Here is an 18020-nt window from a genome sequence, read left to right on the forward strand (position 1 = left end):
GATATGATAAAGCTTAAGGGTAGGCAGTATGAAGGAGGAACACATCATGTATAATAGCGTAATTATCGGAACCGGCCCCGGAGGGTTGACGGCGGCTATTTATTTGGCGAGAGCGGGATTGAAGCCTCTGGTGATCGAAGGTCCGGAGCCGGGTGGACAACTGACGACGACGACCGAGGTCGAGAACTTCCCGGGCTTCCCGGAAGGGATCATGGGCCCCGAATTAATGGATAACATGCGTAAACAGGCCGAGCGCTTCGGCGCCGAATTCCGGACGGGTTGGGTGAACAAAGCCGATCTCTCCAAGCGGCCATTTACGCTTTCGGTAGAAGGCATGGGCGACATTCAAGCGGAAACGGTGATCGTATCCACCGGAGCTTCTGCGAAATACCTCGGCATTCCCGGAGAAAAGGAGAACGTTGGCCGCGGGGTAAGCACCTGTGCGACATGCGACGGCTTCTTCTTCCGGGGCAAAAAAATTATCGTCATCGGCGGCGGGGATTCGGCCATGGAAGAGGCGAACTTCCTGACCCGCTTCGCTTCGGAGGTCGTTTTGGTGAACCGGCGCACCGAGCTTCGCGCGTCGAAGATCATGCAGGAGCGGGCGCGCGCCAACGAGAAAATCAGCTGGAAGCTGAACCGGACTCCGCTGGAAGTCATCGCGGGCGAACGGGGCGTGACCGGGCTTAAGGTGAGAAACAACGATACCGGCGAGGAAGAAATCATCGAAGTAGACGGCATCTTCGTAGCGATCGGCCATACGCCGAATACGAAGTTTCTGGACGGCCAGCTGACGACCGACGAGCATGGTTACCTGCTGGTGAAGCCCGGCACGACGGAAACGAACATTCCTGGCGTATTCGCGTGCGGCGACGTTCAGGACAGCCGGTATCGGCAGGCGATCAGCGCAGCGGGCACAGGCTGCATGGCGGCGCTTGATTGCGAGAGATTTCTGGAGTCGGCCGAGCTGAAGGAGCTTGCACTGTAATCGAATCGGATAGGACTGACCCTGGCGTCTCAATGGCGCCGGGGCAATTGACTTTTATGCGCCTTAGAAATAAGGACATACATTCTGTCTACACAAGATCTTCAAAAGTGTCGTTTACACTGATCATAACCTGACCCGCATCGGGACAGGAAATGAAGTGCGGACACTTATGGAGGTCTTTTTGCTTTGGAGAGGAGTATTTTTTTGAAAAAAATCGTTTTGTTTGCCATGGTTATTGCCCTGATCGTCGGAGCCGCAGCATGCTCCCGGCCAACGGCGGAGAAACCCAGCGGTCCCGATACGACGTTAATGCACCTTCACGGCCTGGGTTATTCGGGAGACGGGAAGCGTCTGCTGGTTCCGGCGCATAGCGGGATCAAAATTTATTCGGACGGCAAGTGGAGCGACGCTCCGGGAGAGAAGCACGATTACATGGGCTTCTCCACGGTCGATAACGGGTTCTACAGCAGCGGACATCCGGCGCTTGATTCCGCCTACAGCAACCCGCTTGGCCTCGTTAAAAGCACGGATGAAGGAAAATCGATCACAATTCTCACTTTGGAGGGAGAAGCCGATTTGCACGGCATGAGCGCAGGTTACCGGACACATACCTTGTATGTGCTGAACGAGCAGGCCAATTCCAAGATGAAGCAGTCGGGCTTGTTCTACAGTCAGGATGAGGGTAAAGCCTGGACAGGAAGCCGCATGTCGGGTGTCCAAGGACAAATAGCGGCGTTGGCCGTACATCCGACGCAAGCTTCCGTCGTCGCCGTCGGCACAACCGCGGGAGTGTTCGTCTCGAACGATTATGGCGATTCATTCACCGTCCTTACTGCCGGGCGTTCCGTAACGTCGCTTGCTTTTACGGAGTCGGGCGAGCTGCTGGCCGCCGCTTCCAATCCGAAGGTCGAACTGCTCCGCATCAATGCAGCGACGAAGCAGCAGACGGCGATTAACGTTCCGGTTCAGGGCGGCGATACGATCACGTACATTGCCGGCAGCCCGGTCCAGCCCAAGGAGCTGGCTATCGCTACGAAAAATAAGGAGATTTACCTGTCCGCAGATAACGGCGCCAACTGGCAGCATATCGCGGACAAGGGAAACATCATTAACCGCCCATAAGGAGGCGGATGAAATGAACAAGACGATGAAAGTCGGGATCGTTGCCACGGCCGCCATGCCGGCGTTAACAGGCTGTTTCAACAATACCAATTCTTCTTCCGGGCAGGAGAAGAAGGAGACAGGGCAGCAGGTCGGCTCGACTCCAAGCCAATCGCCTGCTTCTGCGAACGTTCCGTGGATCGCCTCGAAAAATACGACCCGTATCACGGCCCTGTTCTTTTTGTAAGCAAGGACGGAATTCCGGAGGTTACCCTCAATGAGTTGAAGCGTTTGAAGCCGAAAGGTGTCGGAACGAACAACGGGATTCAGGTGATCCTGGTTGGCGATCTCGATCCAAAAGTAGAGGAGCAGGTCAAAGGGCTCGGACTGAAGACGGATAAAATCACAGGGGCAGCCCGGCCGCTGTCGCCAAAGCGATTGACGGGTACTACGCCAGGGTGACGAAGGAATATCCCCCTTCCGTGGTCGTAGGTTCGATGGATAGCGAGGAGTATACGATGCCGGCGGTAAACTGGATTTCCCACAGTCCCGAGCCGCTGCTCTATGTGAAAAAGGACGAAATCCCCCAAGAAACCGTCGATGCCTTGAAGATACGGGGAGGCAAAGCGAACATCTACCTTCTCGGTCCCGAATCCGTCGTGTCGCCCAAGGTGCAAAGCGAGCTGGGACAGTACGGCAAAGTCGTCCGTATCGCAGGCGAGGATTGCGGTTGCTTTTGCAAAATACAAAGATCCGGCCACCGGTTTCGGGTGGGGAATCACGACGCCGGGGCACAATTTCTCATTCGTCAGCAAGGATTCCGCCGCTCTGGCTCTGGCGGCTGCTCCGTTTTCCCATCTGGGCAAACATGCGCCGCTGCTCTGGACCGATAAAAACAAGCTGCCGGACGTCGTCATGTCGTACGTGATGTCAGTGGAGCCGAAATATAAACAGTCGCCGACCGAGGGGCCATACAATCATGCCTGGTTAACCGGAACCGAAGACGTTCTTTCCTATGCGGCGCAAGGAGAAATCGACTCCATGCTCGAAATCGCATCCGAATCGGGCGCAGGTCACGGAGGGCACGGCTCCTCAAGCGGGAACGGGAATGCAGGACAGGAATCAACCGGCATGCCGGGAATGAAGCATTAAATGTCGTCTCTTGTCAAAGGGCTGTCGAGCATGTATCGGCGGTTTTTTTGTTTGTTCTACCATATTCATAGTTATTAACTATGTCTTTTATAAGTTTAATATATTTTCGTTATAAATGTACTTTGCTTATACTATCGCTAAAGCAATTACTAATCTTATTTCCGGAGGGAACCGAGATGAACCATACCAAAAAGCAGCTCGTAGAACGGTTTGACGAAGCCTCAAGCGCGTACGACAGCCAAAGACGCAAATTGATTCCTTGTTTCGATGACTTTTATCAAATTGCCGTTTCGTTAACGGATGAGGGGAATGATGCTCCAAGCATCTTGGATTTGGGCGCGGGTACCGGCTTGTTTTCGGCGTTCATGCTGCAGAAGCACCCTCGGGCCAAGTTGACTCTCGTGGATCTTTCCGGCTCTATGCTGGAGGTGGCTCGGACGAGATTCAGCGGCGTGCCGAATGTCACGTACATGGTCGGGGATTATACAACCTGTGAGTACCGGGAGAAGTATGACATCGTCATCTCGTCCCTTTCGATTCATCACCTTGCCGATGTTGAGAAGCAAAAAGTATACCGGACCGCCTACGCCTTGCTGAACGACAACGGATTATTTATTAACGCCGATCAGGTGTTGGGAGATACTCCTGCGCTGGAGGAGCGGTATAAGCAGGATTGGAGACGGAAGGTAGAGAGCAGCGGGTTGTCCGCGGGCGAAATTTCGTCGGCTTACGAACGGACCAAGCTGGATCGGATGTCCACCTTGGAGGAGCAGCTTGTCTGGCTGAAGCAGGCCGGATTTTCGGACGTGGACTGCATTTACAAATATTTTAATTTCGTCGTCATGGCGGGTTGGAAAAAGGATATGGAGAAATGATTGACAAATCCGCAAAATGATATCATAATTTATAAACATAAAAGTATAAAAAGTATATAAATCCTTGCGAGAAGGGAGAGACCCCTCATGGCACATCGTGGGGAAAAGACGGCATGCACGCTTCATGACCTGTCGGAAGCCGGCAATCAACCGGATCATTCCGATTGCTCGGCGGCTTATCATTTTCTCGGGACGCGATGGAATCTGCAAATCATATCCGCGCTGCTTGACGGCTATACGAGGTTTACGGAAATCACTCAGCTGCTGAACCTGAATTCCCGCACCTTAGCCGAGCGGTTGAAGCATTTAGAGCTCGAAGGTATCGTTATCCGACAGGTGCGTAACCAAATTCCCGTACGCATTGACTATGAACTGACCGCAAAGGGGCAGGCGCTGTGCGGAGTGGTGAGCGAAATTCAGAAGTGGGCGGTGTATGCCGACGGTCCGGCGGCTATGGAGGGACGCTAACGCGAGATTTTGCAGATTGGATAACGGTTGAAAGCAAGCCGGGGTTGATCGAATTGCTGTACTGCAAGAAAGTGTGAAAGCATTGCGGCGTAGGCGTTATACAGCGAATTCGCGTTGCCCTGCGCTCTTGCGGGGGTGTAGCATTCATGATAAAAAGATGAAGAACTACATCCAAGAGCAGGGAGTGTGCAAGGCACCATGAAACAGGATCGCGGCACTTCCGGGTATGGCCGTGCGGCGGCCTTCGGAGTGCAGATGGCTTACTTGACAATCGGTTGCCTTCTGATGGCAATCAGCTATAACATGTTTCAGCATCCGCATCAGATTGCTGCGGGCGGTGTGACCGGCTTGTCCACCGTCCTCGAATATGTAACGGGCTTGAAGCCGGCGATCAGCCAATGGCTGATCAACGTGCCGCTGCTTCTGGCGGGAGCGGCGGTATTCGGCCGGGGCTTTGCGGTCAAAACGGTATTGGGCTCCGTCCTGCTGCCTTTATGTATCCTGTTAACCGAAGGCGTGCCGTCGCTGACGGACAACATGCTGCTGGCCGCTATTTATGGAGGCATCGGGACCGGACTCGGGCTGGGCTTGATTTTCAAAGGCAACGCCTCCTCCGGCGGGTTTACGATCGTGGCGCTGCTGCTGAACCGCAAACTCGGCATCGGGCTGGGAAAGGCGCTGCTGATCCTCGACTTTGCCGTTATTTTATTGGCTGCGATCGTCTTTTCGCCGGAGAAGGCGCTGTATGCATGGATCGGTTTGTTTTTGACCAAAAAGGCGCTGGAGCTGGTCCATTCGGCCTCGGACTCCAAGGTAGCCTTTATTATTACGGATCAAACACGCGAAGAGACGCTGCGCGCTGCGATTTTGCTGGAACTGGACCGCGGTTTGACCCGGTTCACAAGCTGGGGCGGCTATACCGGGGAACCCCGTGGGGTACTGATGGTTGTCCTGAGAAATGCCGACATTGCGCCGCTTAAGAGGATCGTCAGCACCGTAGATCCGCAAGCGTTCGTCATTCTAAGCGAAGCCAGCGAAGTTTACGGACAAGGGTTCCACAGCTATCCCTTGGTTCCGCGGGCAGGAAAGGACGCGTCGAAAGTCTTCTCGTGACCCATCGCGAAGGAGAGATCGAAATGAAAATACGCGAAGTGATTTTGCACTCATCCAATTACGAGGCGACAAAACAGTTCTACTGCGATACGCTTCAGCTTCCCATACTTGAAGAGAATGCGGATTCGCTAGTTGTTCAGGCGGGCGAATCCAAGCTTACTTTTGTTGCGGATGACCGGGAGCAGGCTTACTACCACATCGCCTTCACGATTCCGGACAATAAAGCGAACGAAGCGCTGGAATGGGTTCGCAGCAAAGGAATCGAGCCGATTGCCAAGGACGATGCCGTGCAATATCCTTTTCCGAATTGGAATGCGACGGCCTTATATTTCTACGATCCGGACGGCAATCTCGTCGAATTGATCGCCCATCATTCCTTGAGCAACGCAACCGGGGAGCTTTTCTCGTCCAAGGATATTTTGCGCATTAGCGAGATCGGGCTTCCGGTCGAGGATCTGCCCGCTGCCCTCCGGCAGCTGCACGAATCGTTTTCGCTTGAGAAGTGGAGCGGAGACGGTCAGCAATTTGCCGCGGTCGGCAATGTGGAAGGTCTGCTGATCGTTATCGATCACAAGCGCCCTTGGTTTCCGGATGAGCGGATGCCCGGAATTTTTCCGACGACGGTTAAGCTTCAGACGGAACGTGCCGGCAGTATCGAGCTCGGACCGAAGCCGTATCGGATCGAGAGCGTGAGCGAGCAGGCTTGAACGATTAAATAAAATTAAACATCGGTTAATTATTAAAAAGCGCAAGCCTCCCCGTTGTTACGGGAATTTGGCCGCGCTTTTTCATTTGTTCATTCCAAAAATGCATACATATTTGAGTTGGCCGCCGCAATAAAGTAGAAGCGTATTACATTTCAAAACACAAAGGAGTGACATGATGAAAGGAATTTTTTGGTCGCGTTTGCTTTTGGCAGCCAGTCTTTGCTGGGGGTCGGGCACAGGGCTCGCGTTAGCGGCTCCTCCGGAGGCCGGACCCGAAGGCGTTGTCGTCCATGGCTCGGCTAATGCCATCACCGTGAATGGAGACGCCATCTTCAACCATGTTTCGCGCTTGGCTATGTCCTCACGGGTAGCCGGGACGCAAAATGAGTACAATGCGGTGCAGTACATCAAAGGCGAGCTCGAGAAGTACGGCTACACGGTCACCCTGCAGTCCTTTACCTTCCCCAAATTTACCGCCCCAAGCAGCATTCAACTGACGATCGAAGGAACTCATGGATTGGCAAGCCAGCAGCTTGCTCCGCAAGCCCTGCAAAACACGCAAGGCGGCGATGTCGGCGGCGAGGTTGTCGATGCGAAAAAAGGAACGCTGCAGGATGTGAAAGGTCTGGATCTCAAGGGAAAGGTAGCTCTGATCGAAGCGGGCCAAATCGACACCAATGAAAAAATCGCCAACGTCGCGGATCAAGGCGCCATGGCCGTCATTCTTTACGATCCTTCCTCCGATGCCCCGATTTCGGATACGCAATTCAGCACTCTCTCCCTTCCGACCGTCAGCCTGTCGGCCAAAGACGCGCAAGCCTTGAAGCAAACGGCGGCGGCAAACGGCGGCCCCCGGGTACGTCTCAGTGTTCAAGGCGTAGCCGCCATGGCCGCCACCTCCTACAACGTCGTGGCTACGCTAAGGCCCAATACGACGACAACGACCAACGATCTGGTTACGGTCGGCGCTCATCACGACTCGGTGTCCGCAGGTCCCGGAGCCAACGACGACGCTTCCGGCGTGGGCATTGTGCTGGAGGTCGCGCGGGTCGTCGCGGGCACCCAGCGGGATTCGGAGGTGCGCTTCCTGACGTTCGGCGCGGAAGAATACGGCTTATACGGCTCTCAAGCCTATGCCAACTCGCTCAGCTCCACGGACATCGGCCGGTTCATCGGGCATTTTCAACTCGATATGGTAGGCAGCAAAAATTCCGGCACCCTGGGCATGTATACAGTGAACGGACAGAAAAACGTGGTCACCGACTTGGGCGCAACCTTTGCCTCCAGATTATCCGGGGTCATTCCGTACGGCCGGTTCGGACGGAGCGATCATGTTCCGTTCTACCAGCGGGGAGTTGCCACCGCTTTGTACACGCATTCACCTGCCGAGCCTGAATACCATACCCGGTACGACACTATCGATAAAATCAGCAAGGACAAATTGGCCAACGTCGCAACGATTGTCGGCAATTCCGTGGCGGAGATCTTGTCGCCGACGACGCCGACATTCAAACGATACAAGGACTTCTTTACGCCGGTGAACTATCCGTACGATCCGAATCCGCCGGTTTGAGAAAGTGGTGAATTGAGGCAATAGAGGTGTACGAGTGGGTGGGGTATCTACTTCCGGTCACTCTTGTCTGCAGGAAATTTGATTGAAGCCGCTTAAACAGCGGATATTTCCCGCAGACAAAGGCGAACGCTATCGCTCCTCCAGTAGATACCCGACCTCCGTATGTTTCTCTATTTCAGTCAAAAATCTCTTTCTCAAAAGCCTGAGGACCGGACTTATGCCCGGTCCTTTTTCTCGTTTCCGGCTAGCCGCCGCAAGCGTTATTTTTTAGGGAGGAGGATATGGTAAACTAGTTGCAGACGGTACTACGTCTACACGATACAAATGAGGGAATCGAATGAAGCAACCGCTTATTATCGGGATCGCAGGCGGCGCAGGGAGCGGCAAAACAACGCTCAGTCGTTACTTGGAGGAGCGGGCACAGCCCTGCCGTGTCCGGGTCATAGCTATGGACCGCTATTATAAGAAGGAACGGCCTCAAGCGGCGGCGCCTTTTCATGGGAATCCATTTGAGGATTTCAACCGGCCCGACGCCCTCGATATGGATCGGATCATGGAGGACGTGCGGAACGAAATCGCCGGCGGACAAGCACAGCTTCTGATCATTGAAGGGTTACAAAATGGCATGCGGATATGGTGGTCAACGGGTTATACATCCACAAGGGAGGCGAGGTTGTATTAGAATGGATACGGACCCGATTACTCAGGCAGGACGAGAACAGAGACAGGGGATGAGATGAAATGGACTTGCTTTACCGGAAGGCCGTGCCGCAGGATAGCCCGGAGATTGCCCGGTTGTCCGGCCAATTGGGTTACCCCGCCAAGGCGGAGCAAATCGAAGCGAGATTGGCTCCGATTCTAAATGCGGCCGATCATGTCGTGATCGTGGCGGAAGCGCAGAGCAAGCTCGTCGGCTGGATTCATGCGCACGGGAGATTACTGGTCGAATCTCCGCCCTACGCTGAAATCGGAGGTCTGGTAGTAGATCAGGACTTCAGAGGCAAGCGGATCGGCAAACAGTTGGTACGGCATTGCGAGGAATGGGCAAGAACGAAGGGCTACCAAGAGCTTCGCGTCCGGGTCAACGTCACCCGAGAGGAAGCCCACCAATTCTACAAGCACGCAGGATTCGAAAATACGAAGATGCAGCAAGTTTTCCGAAAAGGGCTGTAGCATGAAGAAAACAATAGCAATCGCCGCAGCCATGTTGTTGGCCGCAGTTGTCATTTACGGTGTGATCCGGCTCGAAATCGGGGGTCCGGAGCACCAACTCGCCCGCGCCATTGAGAAAGAAGCGTCCAAGGCCCGGGAAGCAGGCACGGCCGTTTATTTGAAAGATCATACCGACTTCGCTTGGGACAAAGCGTATATCTTTGGATCCTATACCGGTCCGCGAACCATCAACACGGCTCTAGGCTATCATTGGACCGATCAATATTTGTCCAATGACGATGCCGACAGGATTATCGTTTTTTGCGATAAAGGCAAAGTGGTCCGGCATATCCTTTACTCGGGTTGGATGAGCAATGATAGCAATGATTTATACGCCAGGCCGTTGAGCCGGGAAGAAGCGGTGATTTGGCCGTAGGATAACGAGTTTCCAGCGAGGCAGACTTGGGCGCTGGCAGGTTCAACCGATGGATCTGTCAGCGCTCTTTTTTGCGGCTTGGGGATACGAAATGAACCGAAATACCGGAGTTGACACCCGTCTTGCTTAGGGGTACGATTGGAATAGAATTAGTACCTGATCCTATGATTACATACTAAGCGTTCGGAGACTACACGTGGAGAGGGTGAGTTTAGAAAAAAGATTGGAGGAAACACCGTGAGCCAGTCCAATGTTATGGAAATGACCGTGCCCCAGGGGCAAGAGGAGCTTGCCGATTACGTCATCGACGTGACGCCTGTCCGAAAGACGATCGCCGAACGCACGCTGCGGAGCGTGACAGAGATTCCGCATGCCCTGACGGTTGTCGAAGCGGACGTAACGAATCTGGTCCTGCTGCGCAGCAAGCTCAAAGACGACTTTTTGCGGCAGGAAGGCATTAACTTGACGTACTTCGCCTTTTTTCTCCAAGCGGTTGTCCGGGCGATCAAGGACTATCCGATCATGAATTCCGTGTGGGCGGACGACAAAATTATCGTGAAGCGGGACATCCACCTCTCGCTTCTGGTCGGGACGGAAGACTCGGTGCTGGCCCCGGTCATCCGGAGCGCCGATCTCCGGAATATCGCCGGACTGGCGCTGGAGATCGACAGGCTGGCTCAATTGGTGCGTACGGGCAAGCTGTCGCCAAGCGACATGCAAGGAGGCACGTTCACGGTGAACAATACGGGGGCGTTCGGCTCGATCTCTTCTTTTCCGACCGTTATCTATCCGCAGGCCGCGATTTTAACGTTCGAATCGATCGTCAAAAAGCCGGTTGTTGTGGACGACCGAATCGCCGTGCGCTCGATGGTTCGTTTGTGCCTGGCGCTGGACCATCGCATCCTGGACGGGGTCGTTTGCGGGCGTTTTTTGCAGCGGGTCAAGGAAAATCTGGAGGCGTACGGCCCGGAGGGCTCCTTGGATTGAACCTAAAGCTTGGGGACGCGGCAAATTTCACTTTACATTAAGATTGTATAGGATTCAGGTTAAGTTTACCCGTTTATATTGTTGTTGTAGGGAAAAGACAACAAAAAGGAAGTGATTCTTATGAATCGAATGGGTAAATGTGGAAGCAAACTGGCTGTCGCTGCCCTGGCCGTTGCAGTATTGGCCGGGAGCGGCCCGGTGCCTGGCGTATCGGCGGAATCCGGTCCGGCAGGACCTCAGGCACCGGAGGAAGTCGAGCGATTTGTCGATGCGTTTTTTAACCAGCCGGATATTCAGAAACAGATGGCCGGTGCCGCGGTGGCCGTGGTGAAGGACGACCGGGTACTGTTAAACAAAGGCTACGGCTACGCCAATGTGGAGCAGAAACTGCCGGTCGACCCGGACCGAACCATATTTCGCGTCGCCTCGGTTTCCAAGGTGATTACAGCTACAGGCGTTATGCAATTGGCCGAGCAAGGGAAGCTCGATTTGAACGCCGATGTATCGAAATATTTGGGGGAGGTTCGCATCGGGAATCGGACGGATGTACCGTTGGCCATGCGGCATTTATTGATGAATGCGACCGGATTTGAGTATGGGGATATGTCCGAATCCACAACGACCGACTTGTCCAAGGAAGTGTCCTTAAAACAATATATTCTCGACAATCCGCCCACGATTATACGCCAGCCGGGACAATTTTATCGCTATGACAACCTGGGATTTACGATTCAAGGGTATGTGATCGAGCAGGTTGCGGGCCAGCCGTTCGGCGATTACGCTCAGAAACATATTTTTCAGCCGCTGGGCATGACAAACAGCGATTTTCGGCTAACTTCGGAAAATTTAAAGCGGCTCGCCGTACCCTATAACCAGCTCGGCGATATCCTCCCTACATTTGCGACGGTCCCGACAGAGTTTCCGGGGGGCGGGATGCTCTCAACCAGCTCGGACATGGCTCGGTTTATGATGGCACATCTGAACGAGGGGAAGATCGGGAGCACGGCGATTCTGAGTGAAGCAACGACTCGCGACATGCTCAAGCCTCAGCTTGCCATCCATCCGAAGCTGCCGAATATGGCCTACGGCTTCGAATATTCCAATCGGCAAGATGCCAACGGGCAGTATGTGATTGAGAAGTCCGGAGATGTACAAGGATACCATACGGGGATGTGGCTGATTCCCGATCAGAAGGTCGGCGTTTTCATTACCGTCAATAAGGATTTTGAGCTCCGGCAGCCTTTTTTCAGAGCCTTCATGAATCATTATTACCCGGCTGCGGGCAAGCAAGCTGACGCTCATGGGCCGCTCTCCTCGTCGCTGGCTGAGTTTGCAGGCACATACAGCGATTTGCGAAACCGGATGTGGACATCGCGCATTCGCGCGGAAGACGGCAAGCTTATCGTGCAAGACCCGCTTGGCGAGCATGTGCTGCATGAAATCGAGCCGCTTCTGTTTCAGGACGATCAGGGTGTCAAAGCGGCGTTCAAACGGAATGAAAACGGCGAGGTACAGGCGTTTTATTACGATCTGAAGCTCGACAGTTGGTCCGGAAAAATGCCGCAGCCGCGCCCCTATGACGATGTCGGTCCCCAGCATCCATATGCAGCCTACATCAGCCATTTGCGCCAGCTTGATGTCATCGGGGAGGAAAGCGGCGACAACCTTTTCCGGCCTGAGCAGCCCATTACGCGGGAACAGTTTATCGGCTGGATCATCCGGTGGTCGGGCCTCGCCCCGTCGAAGCAAAAGCCGGTGTTCGCCGATGTCGCCGACAGTCCGTATGCCCAGCATATTCAGGCCGCGCAAGAGCTTGGCTTGATACAGGGATCAGTCGGCGACCGGTTCTTCCCGCAGCAGCCATTGACACGACAGGAAGCGGCGACCATTGTATGGCGCATGGCCTTCAATCATCTGCATGCTACCCCTAAAGAAGCCAAGATTGCAGGCAATACGGATTCATGGGCGGTGGAAGGTGTCCGCTTCGCTGTGGCGAAAGTATTATATGGACCCGAAGTTATCGAGGACCAAAACGGAGCGGTCGACTACAGATCGACACAGCCGATACTGAGACAAGAAGCCGCAGTGCTGTTGTCCCGGTTCGCCGATCATTTATTCTAGCCAGCGGATAGCTCTTTTCCCTCCTCAGCGGATAGCTGATGGATAAGGATACGGGTATAAGGCAATAGAGGTGAAAAGCCAATCAAAACGATATTGATCATCGATGATGAAGCGGAAATTGTCGAATTGCTCGCCGTTTATTTAAACCATGCCGGTTACGGCACAATGGCGGCGGGCAACGGCGATGAAGCGCTGACGATCCTGCAGCGCGAACAGGTTGACTTGATCATCGCGGATATTATGATGCCACGGATGGATGGATGGGAGCTGCTTAAGAAAGTGCGGCAAAGCTCCCCGATTCCATTTCTTTTTCTCTCGGCCAAGTCGGACGATATGGACAAAATATTCGGATTGCAGCTAGGGGCAGACGATTACGTGGGCAAGCCCTTTAACCCGCTTGAAGTCGTAAGCCGGGTGCAGGCGCTGTTCAGACGCCTGGATGCCTTCACCAAGCCGGACAAGCCTGGTCCTGCCATCATCGAAATCGGTGACGTCAAACTGGATTTGGAGAGCTGCAAGCTCTATAAGACCGGTATGAACAAGGAAGTGACATCGTACGAGTTCAAAATTATTGCTTTGCTGATGAGCCAAGCTGGCAGGGTGTTCACGAAAGCGCAGATTTACGAGCAGGTATGGGGCGAAGAGTATATGGGGGACGAAAATTTGATTATGGTTTATATCAGCAAACTCCGCGAGAAGATTGAGCATAACCCAAGAAAGCCTGACTACCTGGTTACGATTAGGGGGTTAGGCTACCGTTTTGAGAAGAAATAATAGCATTCGCGGCCCTAGACCGCTGAAGAAGTTGTTTGTCCGCAACTATATCGTCATTAGCGGTCTTTTGTTAGGCGCGATTGCCGTAGCGCTTGTGAGCACCGATATTCTGATGAACCGGGTGGTAGACAGGACGGGCGATTTGCCTCGGATTGCGGGGGAAGATATTTATCGGTATCCCTTCGAAAATATCGACGGGAAGCTGCTGGATTGGTACGGCGGTTGGTTTGAGGTGATCGACGAGGCGGGAGAGGTGATCTATGTCCGGGGAAATAAGGAAGACGATATCGTCCGTTACCGGGATGGACTGCTCTATGCCAAAATGGATATGCAGCGGAACGATGATTCGATCTACTATCACGCTTATTCGGTAAAAGGGCCGAATCAAGAGCCGTATATACTGCTTTGGAAAATTCCTATGCATACGGAAAAAATATCTATAGCCGTAGCCATTTTTGCTGCAAGCTTCGCTGCCGGCTTGCTCGTCGCCGTGTATTTGTACGCCAAATACTCGGTTAAGCAAGTAGAGAAGCCGATCCGGCAAATTATAGAAGGGATCAAAGAAATGGAGCGGCTGAATTATACGAAGAGGCTGACGTTCACGGCCGAGCAGGAGTTCGACGAAATCCGCGAGGCTTTCAACGGGTTGGCCGAGCGACTTCAGCGAACGTCAGCCGAGAAGGAAGCGGCCGAAACCAGCCGCAAAAACATGCTCTTGCATCTATCGCATGATTTGAAGACGCCTATGACTTCGATTTACGGCTATTCCCAGTTGTTGCTGGACGATCCGTCGCTGGAGGAAAGCAGGAGGCGCAAATATATCCAATACATTCACGACAAATCTTCCTATACAGCCAATTTGATTAAAGATTTATTTGAATTGGCAAAGCTGGAAGATTCTCATCAGATGCTGAAACGAGAAAAAGTGAACATCACCAAATGGTTTCAGCAGATTGTGGCGGAATGTTATTCCGAAATCGAAGACAAAGGGTTCGGACTGGATGTGCAGATTCCGGAAGAGCCGCTGCCGGTTATGCTGGACCATGTGCATATGAAACGCGTCATCATGAATCTGATCGGAAATTCGCTCAAGTTCAATGCAGCGGGAACGGTCCTATACGCATCTTGCGAAAGCAAGGACGACCGGGCTGTGCTGCGGCTTGGAGATGACGGAATCGGCGTACAGGAGCCGATCAGGGAGCACATCTTCGAGGAATTTACACGCGGGGCCGGGGCAGTAAAAGACAGCACCGGTCTAGGCCTCGCCATCTGCAAAAAAATCGTTGCGCTGCATCAAGGCACGATTGAACTGGAAGCGGACCGTCGGTATTCCACGATGTTTCGGATCAGCTTGCCATGTGCGGATGCATAAAAGGCAGCGGCATCTTCGGACGCGAAAATAACGTTCCGGACGGCCGCTGCCTTTATTCATCTTATGTCCATTTAGAGTTTAATGACCTTGGTAGCGATATTTTTGCAAAATTCGCTGTCATGCTCCACAAAAAGAATGGTCGGCGAGTGCTCAAGCAGCAGTTCCTCGATCTGCATGCGGGAGATCACATCGATAAAATTAAGCGGCTCGTCCCAAATATGCAAATGAACCTTCTCGCAAAGACTTTTCGCCAGCAGCACTTTCTTCTTTTGGCCGCCGCTATAATCTGAAATATCCTTTTCAAACTGAGCTCTGGAGAAATCGAGCTTTCTTAGGATCGATTTAAACAGGCTTTCGTCAATTCCGCTACTTCTGGCGTAGTCCGATAAATTTCCCTGTAAATGCGAAGTATCCTGCGAAACATACGATATTTTCAGCTGGCTTCCTTTTCTGAACGTGCCGGTATACGCGATATCCTCGTCGCAAATCAGCTTGATAATGCTCGATTTTCCGGAGCCGTTCGCACCCGAAAGCGCGATTCGTTCGCCTTGCTCAATCGTAAAGCTGATATCGGTGCAAACCGTCTTCTCCCCATAATAAATGGAAACGTGGTCCAGTTCGGCGAGCTGATTTTTATGAAAAGCCAGTTGGGTAATCTTTAAGCTCTCGGAGCTTTCGATATTTTTCAAGAGCTGTGACTTTTCCTCGATCGCGGTGTGCTGCCGGTGCTCCATGGCTTTGGAGCGTTTCATCATTTTGGCAGCCTTGTGTCCGATGTACCCTTTATCCACCTTGGAGCCGGAATTTCTTGTTCCGTTCTTCGTTTTTTCCACCTCATGCGACCAGTTGCTTGTTCGTTTGGACGCTTCCGACAAACGTTTAATGTCTTTTTTCAGCTTTTCGTTCTCGCCAAGCTCAAATTGGTCTTGTCTTTGCTTATTGTCCCACCAATCGGAAAAATTGCCTTTTTGAATTTCGATGTCGGTTTTATTGATGGACAGAATATGGTCTACGCAGCGATCCAGGAACGACCTGTCGTGAGAGACGAGAATAAAGCCGCTTTTCGTATTGAGATATTGACTGACCAGTTTTCGGGCGTTCATGTCCAGGTGATTGGTCGGCTCGTCAATCAACAGAAAGCTGTTTTCTTTCAGAAATAAGGCGGCCAGCAATACTTTCGTTTGCTCGCCATTGGACAACGAAGCAAAGGGCCGGTATAGAACGTCCTCGGACACCTTGAGCAGCGAAAGCTCGCGCATCAATTCCCAGTGAAGGTAATCCGGGTAGATGTCGCCGATGATATCGATTGTGTTATGCTCCTTATTCTCCACATGGAATGGAAAATACTCGAAGCTGACTTTGGCGGAAATCGTTCCGCTGTATTCATACTTCCCAAGCAATAGGTTGAGGAAGGTGGTTTTGCCTCTGCCGTTTCTTCCCGTAAATCCGAGTTTCCAATCGGTATCAATCTGAAAGCTTACGTTCTCGAATAAGTTATCGTAACTGCCGTCATAGGCAAACGTCAGGTTTGTTACATTGATTAATGACATGGAATAGATCCTCCTGTACAAAAATATAAAAGCTGCAAGAAAGTTACCTTTCTCACAGCTCAAATAAATACAGCAAATCCAACCCTGACATAGAGTTAGATAAGGATATATTGTTTGAGTGAAAAGATATCGTAACTTTCTTGCATATAAATAATAAAACATGCGCTCGTATCGCTTTTTTGTTTTACTATTTTATATTTCTCAGCAAGAAAGTTATTTTACATTATATCTTTTCAGCTCCCGTCATTAATTTAAAGCCATCTTACCATAACCATTTGTTAATTTCAACAATTTGACTTCACGGAAGGGGGAGGATATAATTTCGAATGACCATATAGTCATTTATAGAACCAATTGGTCATATGGATTGAAATTGAAATCTGCAAGAGAGGTGAACGTTATGACCAAGACCGGTTCGAATTGGGGACCGCTCGTCATTTTGATGGTGAACATGTTCATTACGATGGTGGGAATGGGACTGATCATCCCCATTTTGCCTAAATTCATTACGGCATTCGGGGCAAGCGGCCAGGACATGGGTTATCTTGTCGCCGCTATGGGGGTGACGCAGCTCATATTTTCGCCTATTGCCGGCGAGATGTCCGATAAATACGGACGTAAAATCATGATTGTCGGGGGGATCGGGGTATTTGCCTTGTCCCAGCTGCTGTTCGGGCTGGCCGATCAGATGTGGCTGCTTTACGTATCCAGGCTGCTCAGCGGAATCGGGGCTGCGCTCCTGACACCGGCGATGATGGCCTATGTGGCCGACATTACGCTGGAGGAAGAACGGGGAAAAGGGCTGGGCCTGTTCAGCGCCTCGATGTCGCTCGGCGTCGTGATCGGGCCCGGCATCGGCGGATTTCTGGCCGATTATGGGCTGCGGGTTCCGTTCTACGTGTCGACGGCGATAGCCGGCGTGTCGGTGTTGCTGTCCCTGCTGTTTTTGCCGGAGACGCAGAGCCGGGAAGCGAAGCAATTGGCCCGGACGGCGGAGAGGAAGCGGGAAAATCTGTTCAAGCAACTGCTTAGCTCGTTTCGCGCGCCGTACTTCGTGCTGCTTCTGCTTGTTTTCATGCTGACGTTCGGTTTGATGAATTTTGAAGCCGTGATTAGTTTATATGTGGACGTGAAGCACGGATTTACGCCGAAGGATATCTCGCTGATGATTACGCTCGGCGCGCTGGCAGGGGTTTTCACCCAAGCCGTTCTGTTCGAAAGGCTGCTGCGGAGGTTTAGCGAGCGTCAAATTCTTATTGCTATGTTTCTGCTTTCCGCCGTTATGATGCTGGCGGTCCTCGTGACGAAGACGTTCGTTTCCGTTTTTGCCGTGACCATTCTCTTCTTCGTCGCTACGACGCTGATCCGGCCGGCCGTCAATACGCTGTTGTCCAAAATGGCTGGAAACGAGCAGGGATTCGTCGCGGGGATGAACAACGCCTACATGAGCTTGGGTACGATTGCCGGACCGTCCATTGCCGGCATACTGTTCGACGTGAACGTCAATTACCCTTATGTGCTCGGAGCGGCCTTTATGTTGATCAGCACGGCCATGCTGATCGGCTGGAAGGAACGCAATCGGGCAGGAAGCCCGGCACCGTTACAAGAAGGCGCCGCAGCTGCCCGGGAATAGGGCGGAGCTTGCAAGTTA

The 18020-nt window shown here is 52.5% G+C and carries 19 protein-coding genes and 1 pseudogene; 19 read left to right on the forward strand and 1 reads right to left on the reverse strand.

Annotated elements, in window-relative coordinates; translation table 11 throughout:
* The first annotated feature begins 46 nt into the window (after positions 1–46).
* From trxB to NI000_RS09505, 18 genes and pseudogenes are all read left to right on the forward strand, one after another.
* Positions 47–988: a thioredoxin-disulfide reductase gene (gene trxB / locus NI000_RS09420; protein WP_025849989.1), complete on the forward strand. Its 942-nt coding sequence runs from the start codon at positions 47–49 to the stop codon at positions 986–988.
* 204 nt (positions 989–1192) lie between these two features.
* On the forward strand, positions 1193–2110 hold the full coding sequence (locus NI000_RS09425; RefSeq protein WP_253409854.1) for a F510_1955 family glycosylhydrolase: 918 nt from the start codon (positions 1193–1195) through the stop codon (positions 2108–2110).
* A 13-nt stretch (positions 2111–2123) separates the two neighbouring features.
* A complete protein-coding gene (locus tag NI000_RS09430; protein WP_253409856.1) occupies positions 2124–2336 on the forward strand; it encodes a hypothetical protein in 213 nt (70 codons plus the stop codon).
* A gap of 44 nt (positions 2337–2380) precedes the next feature.
* Complete coding sequence (locus NI000_RS09435; RefSeq protein WP_253409858.1) at positions 2381–2551, forward strand: hypothetical protein; 171 nt, start codon at positions 2381–2383, stop codon at positions 2549–2551.
* Entirely contained in the window at positions 2548–2982 is a 435-nt protein-coding gene (locus NI000_RS09440) for a cell wall-binding repeat-containing protein (protein ID WP_253409860.1), read from the forward strand. Before NI000_RS09435 ends, NI000_RS09440 begins: the two co-directional genes overlap by 4 nt.
* A 22-nt stretch (positions 2983–3004) precedes the next feature.
* Positions 3005–3241 (forward strand): hypothetical protein, encoded by a 237-nt coding sequence (locus NI000_RS09445; protein ID WP_253409862.1) that lies wholly within the window; start codon positions 3005–3007, stop codon positions 3239–3241.
* Between the two features lie 176 nt (positions 3242–3417).
* Complete coding sequence (locus tag NI000_RS09450) at positions 3418–4116, forward strand: class I SAM-dependent methyltransferase (protein ID WP_253409864.1); 699 nt, start codon at positions 3418–3420, stop codon at positions 4114–4116.
* 87 nt (positions 4117–4203) lie between these two features.
* Positions 4204–4584 carry a winged helix-turn-helix transcriptional regulator gene (locus NI000_RS09455; protein ID WP_253409866.1) on the forward strand — a complete coding sequence of 127 codons (381 nt, stop codon included), beginning with the start codon at positions 4204–4206 and terminating at the stop codon, positions 4582–4584.
* 198 nt (positions 4585–4782) lie between these two features.
* Positions 4783–5697: a YitT family protein gene (locus NI000_RS09460; protein ID WP_253409868.1), complete on the forward strand. Its 915-nt coding sequence runs from the start codon at positions 4783–4785 to the stop codon at positions 5695–5697.
* Between the two features lie 23 nt (positions 5698–5720).
* Entirely contained in the window at positions 5721–6404 is a 684-nt protein-coding gene (locus tag NI000_RS09465) for a VOC family protein (RefSeq protein WP_253409870.1), read from the forward strand.
* Positions 6405–6609: 205 nt separating this feature from the next.
* Complete coding sequence (locus tag NI000_RS09470) at positions 6610–7977, forward strand: M28 family peptidase (RefSeq protein ID WP_253409871.1); 1368 nt, start codon at positions 6610–6612, stop codon at positions 7975–7977.
* A gap of 337 nt (positions 7978–8314) precedes the next feature.
* Positions 8315–8659, forward strand: a complete 345-nt coding sequence (locus NI000_RS09475; RefSeq protein WP_253409873.1) for an AAA family ATPase — start codon at positions 8315–8317, stop codon at positions 8657–8659.
* A 59-nt stretch (positions 8660–8718) separates the two neighbouring features.
* Positions 8719–9150 carry a GNAT family N-acetyltransferase gene (locus tag NI000_RS09480; protein WP_253409875.1) on the forward strand — a complete coding sequence of 144 codons (432 nt, stop codon included), beginning with the start codon at positions 8719–8721 and terminating at the stop codon, positions 9148–9150.
* A 1-nt stretch (position 9151) separates the two neighbouring features.
* The gene (locus NI000_RS09485; RefSeq protein ID WP_253409877.1) at positions 9152–9565 is read left to right on the forward strand and encodes a hypothetical protein; all 414 of its coding nucleotides are present in this window, start codon (positions 9152–9154) and stop codon (positions 9563–9565) included.
* 297 nt (positions 9566–9862) lie between these two features.
* Positions 9863–10552 (forward strand): annotated as a pseudogene (locus NI000_RS09490) (dihydrolipoamide acetyltransferase family protein); the annotation flags it as partial.
* A 120-nt stretch (positions 10553–10672) separates the two neighbouring features.
* Complete coding sequence (locus NI000_RS09495; protein WP_253409879.1) at positions 10673–12673, forward strand: beta-lactamase family protein; 2001 nt, start codon at positions 10673–10675, stop codon at positions 12671–12673.
* Positions 12674–12754: 81 nt separating this feature from the next.
* Positions 12755–13447, forward strand: coding sequence for a response regulator transcription factor (locus NI000_RS09500; protein ID WP_253410189.1), 693 nt, complete (start codon positions 12755–12757; stop codon positions 13445–13447).
* Entirely contained in the window at positions 13434–14819 is a 1386-nt protein-coding gene (locus NI000_RS09505) for a HAMP domain-containing sensor histidine kinase (protein ID WP_253409880.1), read from the forward strand. The genes NI000_RS09500 and NI000_RS09505 overlap by 14 nt, the downstream gene beginning before the upstream one ends.
* A 71-nt stretch (positions 14820–14890) precedes the next feature.
* Here the strand turns inward: NI000_RS09505 and NI000_RS09510 are convergent, their stop codons facing one another.
* Positions 14891–16369, reverse strand: coding sequence for an Lsa family ABC-F type ribosomal protection protein (locus NI000_RS09510; protein ID WP_253409883.1), 1479 nt, complete (start codon positions 16367–16369; stop codon positions 14891–14893).
* A gap of 400 nt (positions 16370–16769) precedes the next feature.
* Here NI000_RS09510 and NI000_RS09515 point away from each other — a divergent pair, with 400 nt between their 5' ends.
* Positions 16770–18002 (forward strand): MFS transporter, encoded by a 1233-nt coding sequence (locus NI000_RS09515; RefSeq protein WP_253409884.1) that lies wholly within the window; start codon positions 16770–16772, stop codon positions 18000–18002.
* The last annotated feature ends 18 nt before the right edge of the window (positions 18003–18020 follow it).

This window comes from Paenibacillus tyrphae (genome assembly GCF_024158745.1).
Taxonomy (GTDB): domain Bacteria; phylum Bacillota; class Bacilli; order Paenibacillales; family NBRC-103111; genus Paenibacillus_G; species Paenibacillus_G tyrfis_A.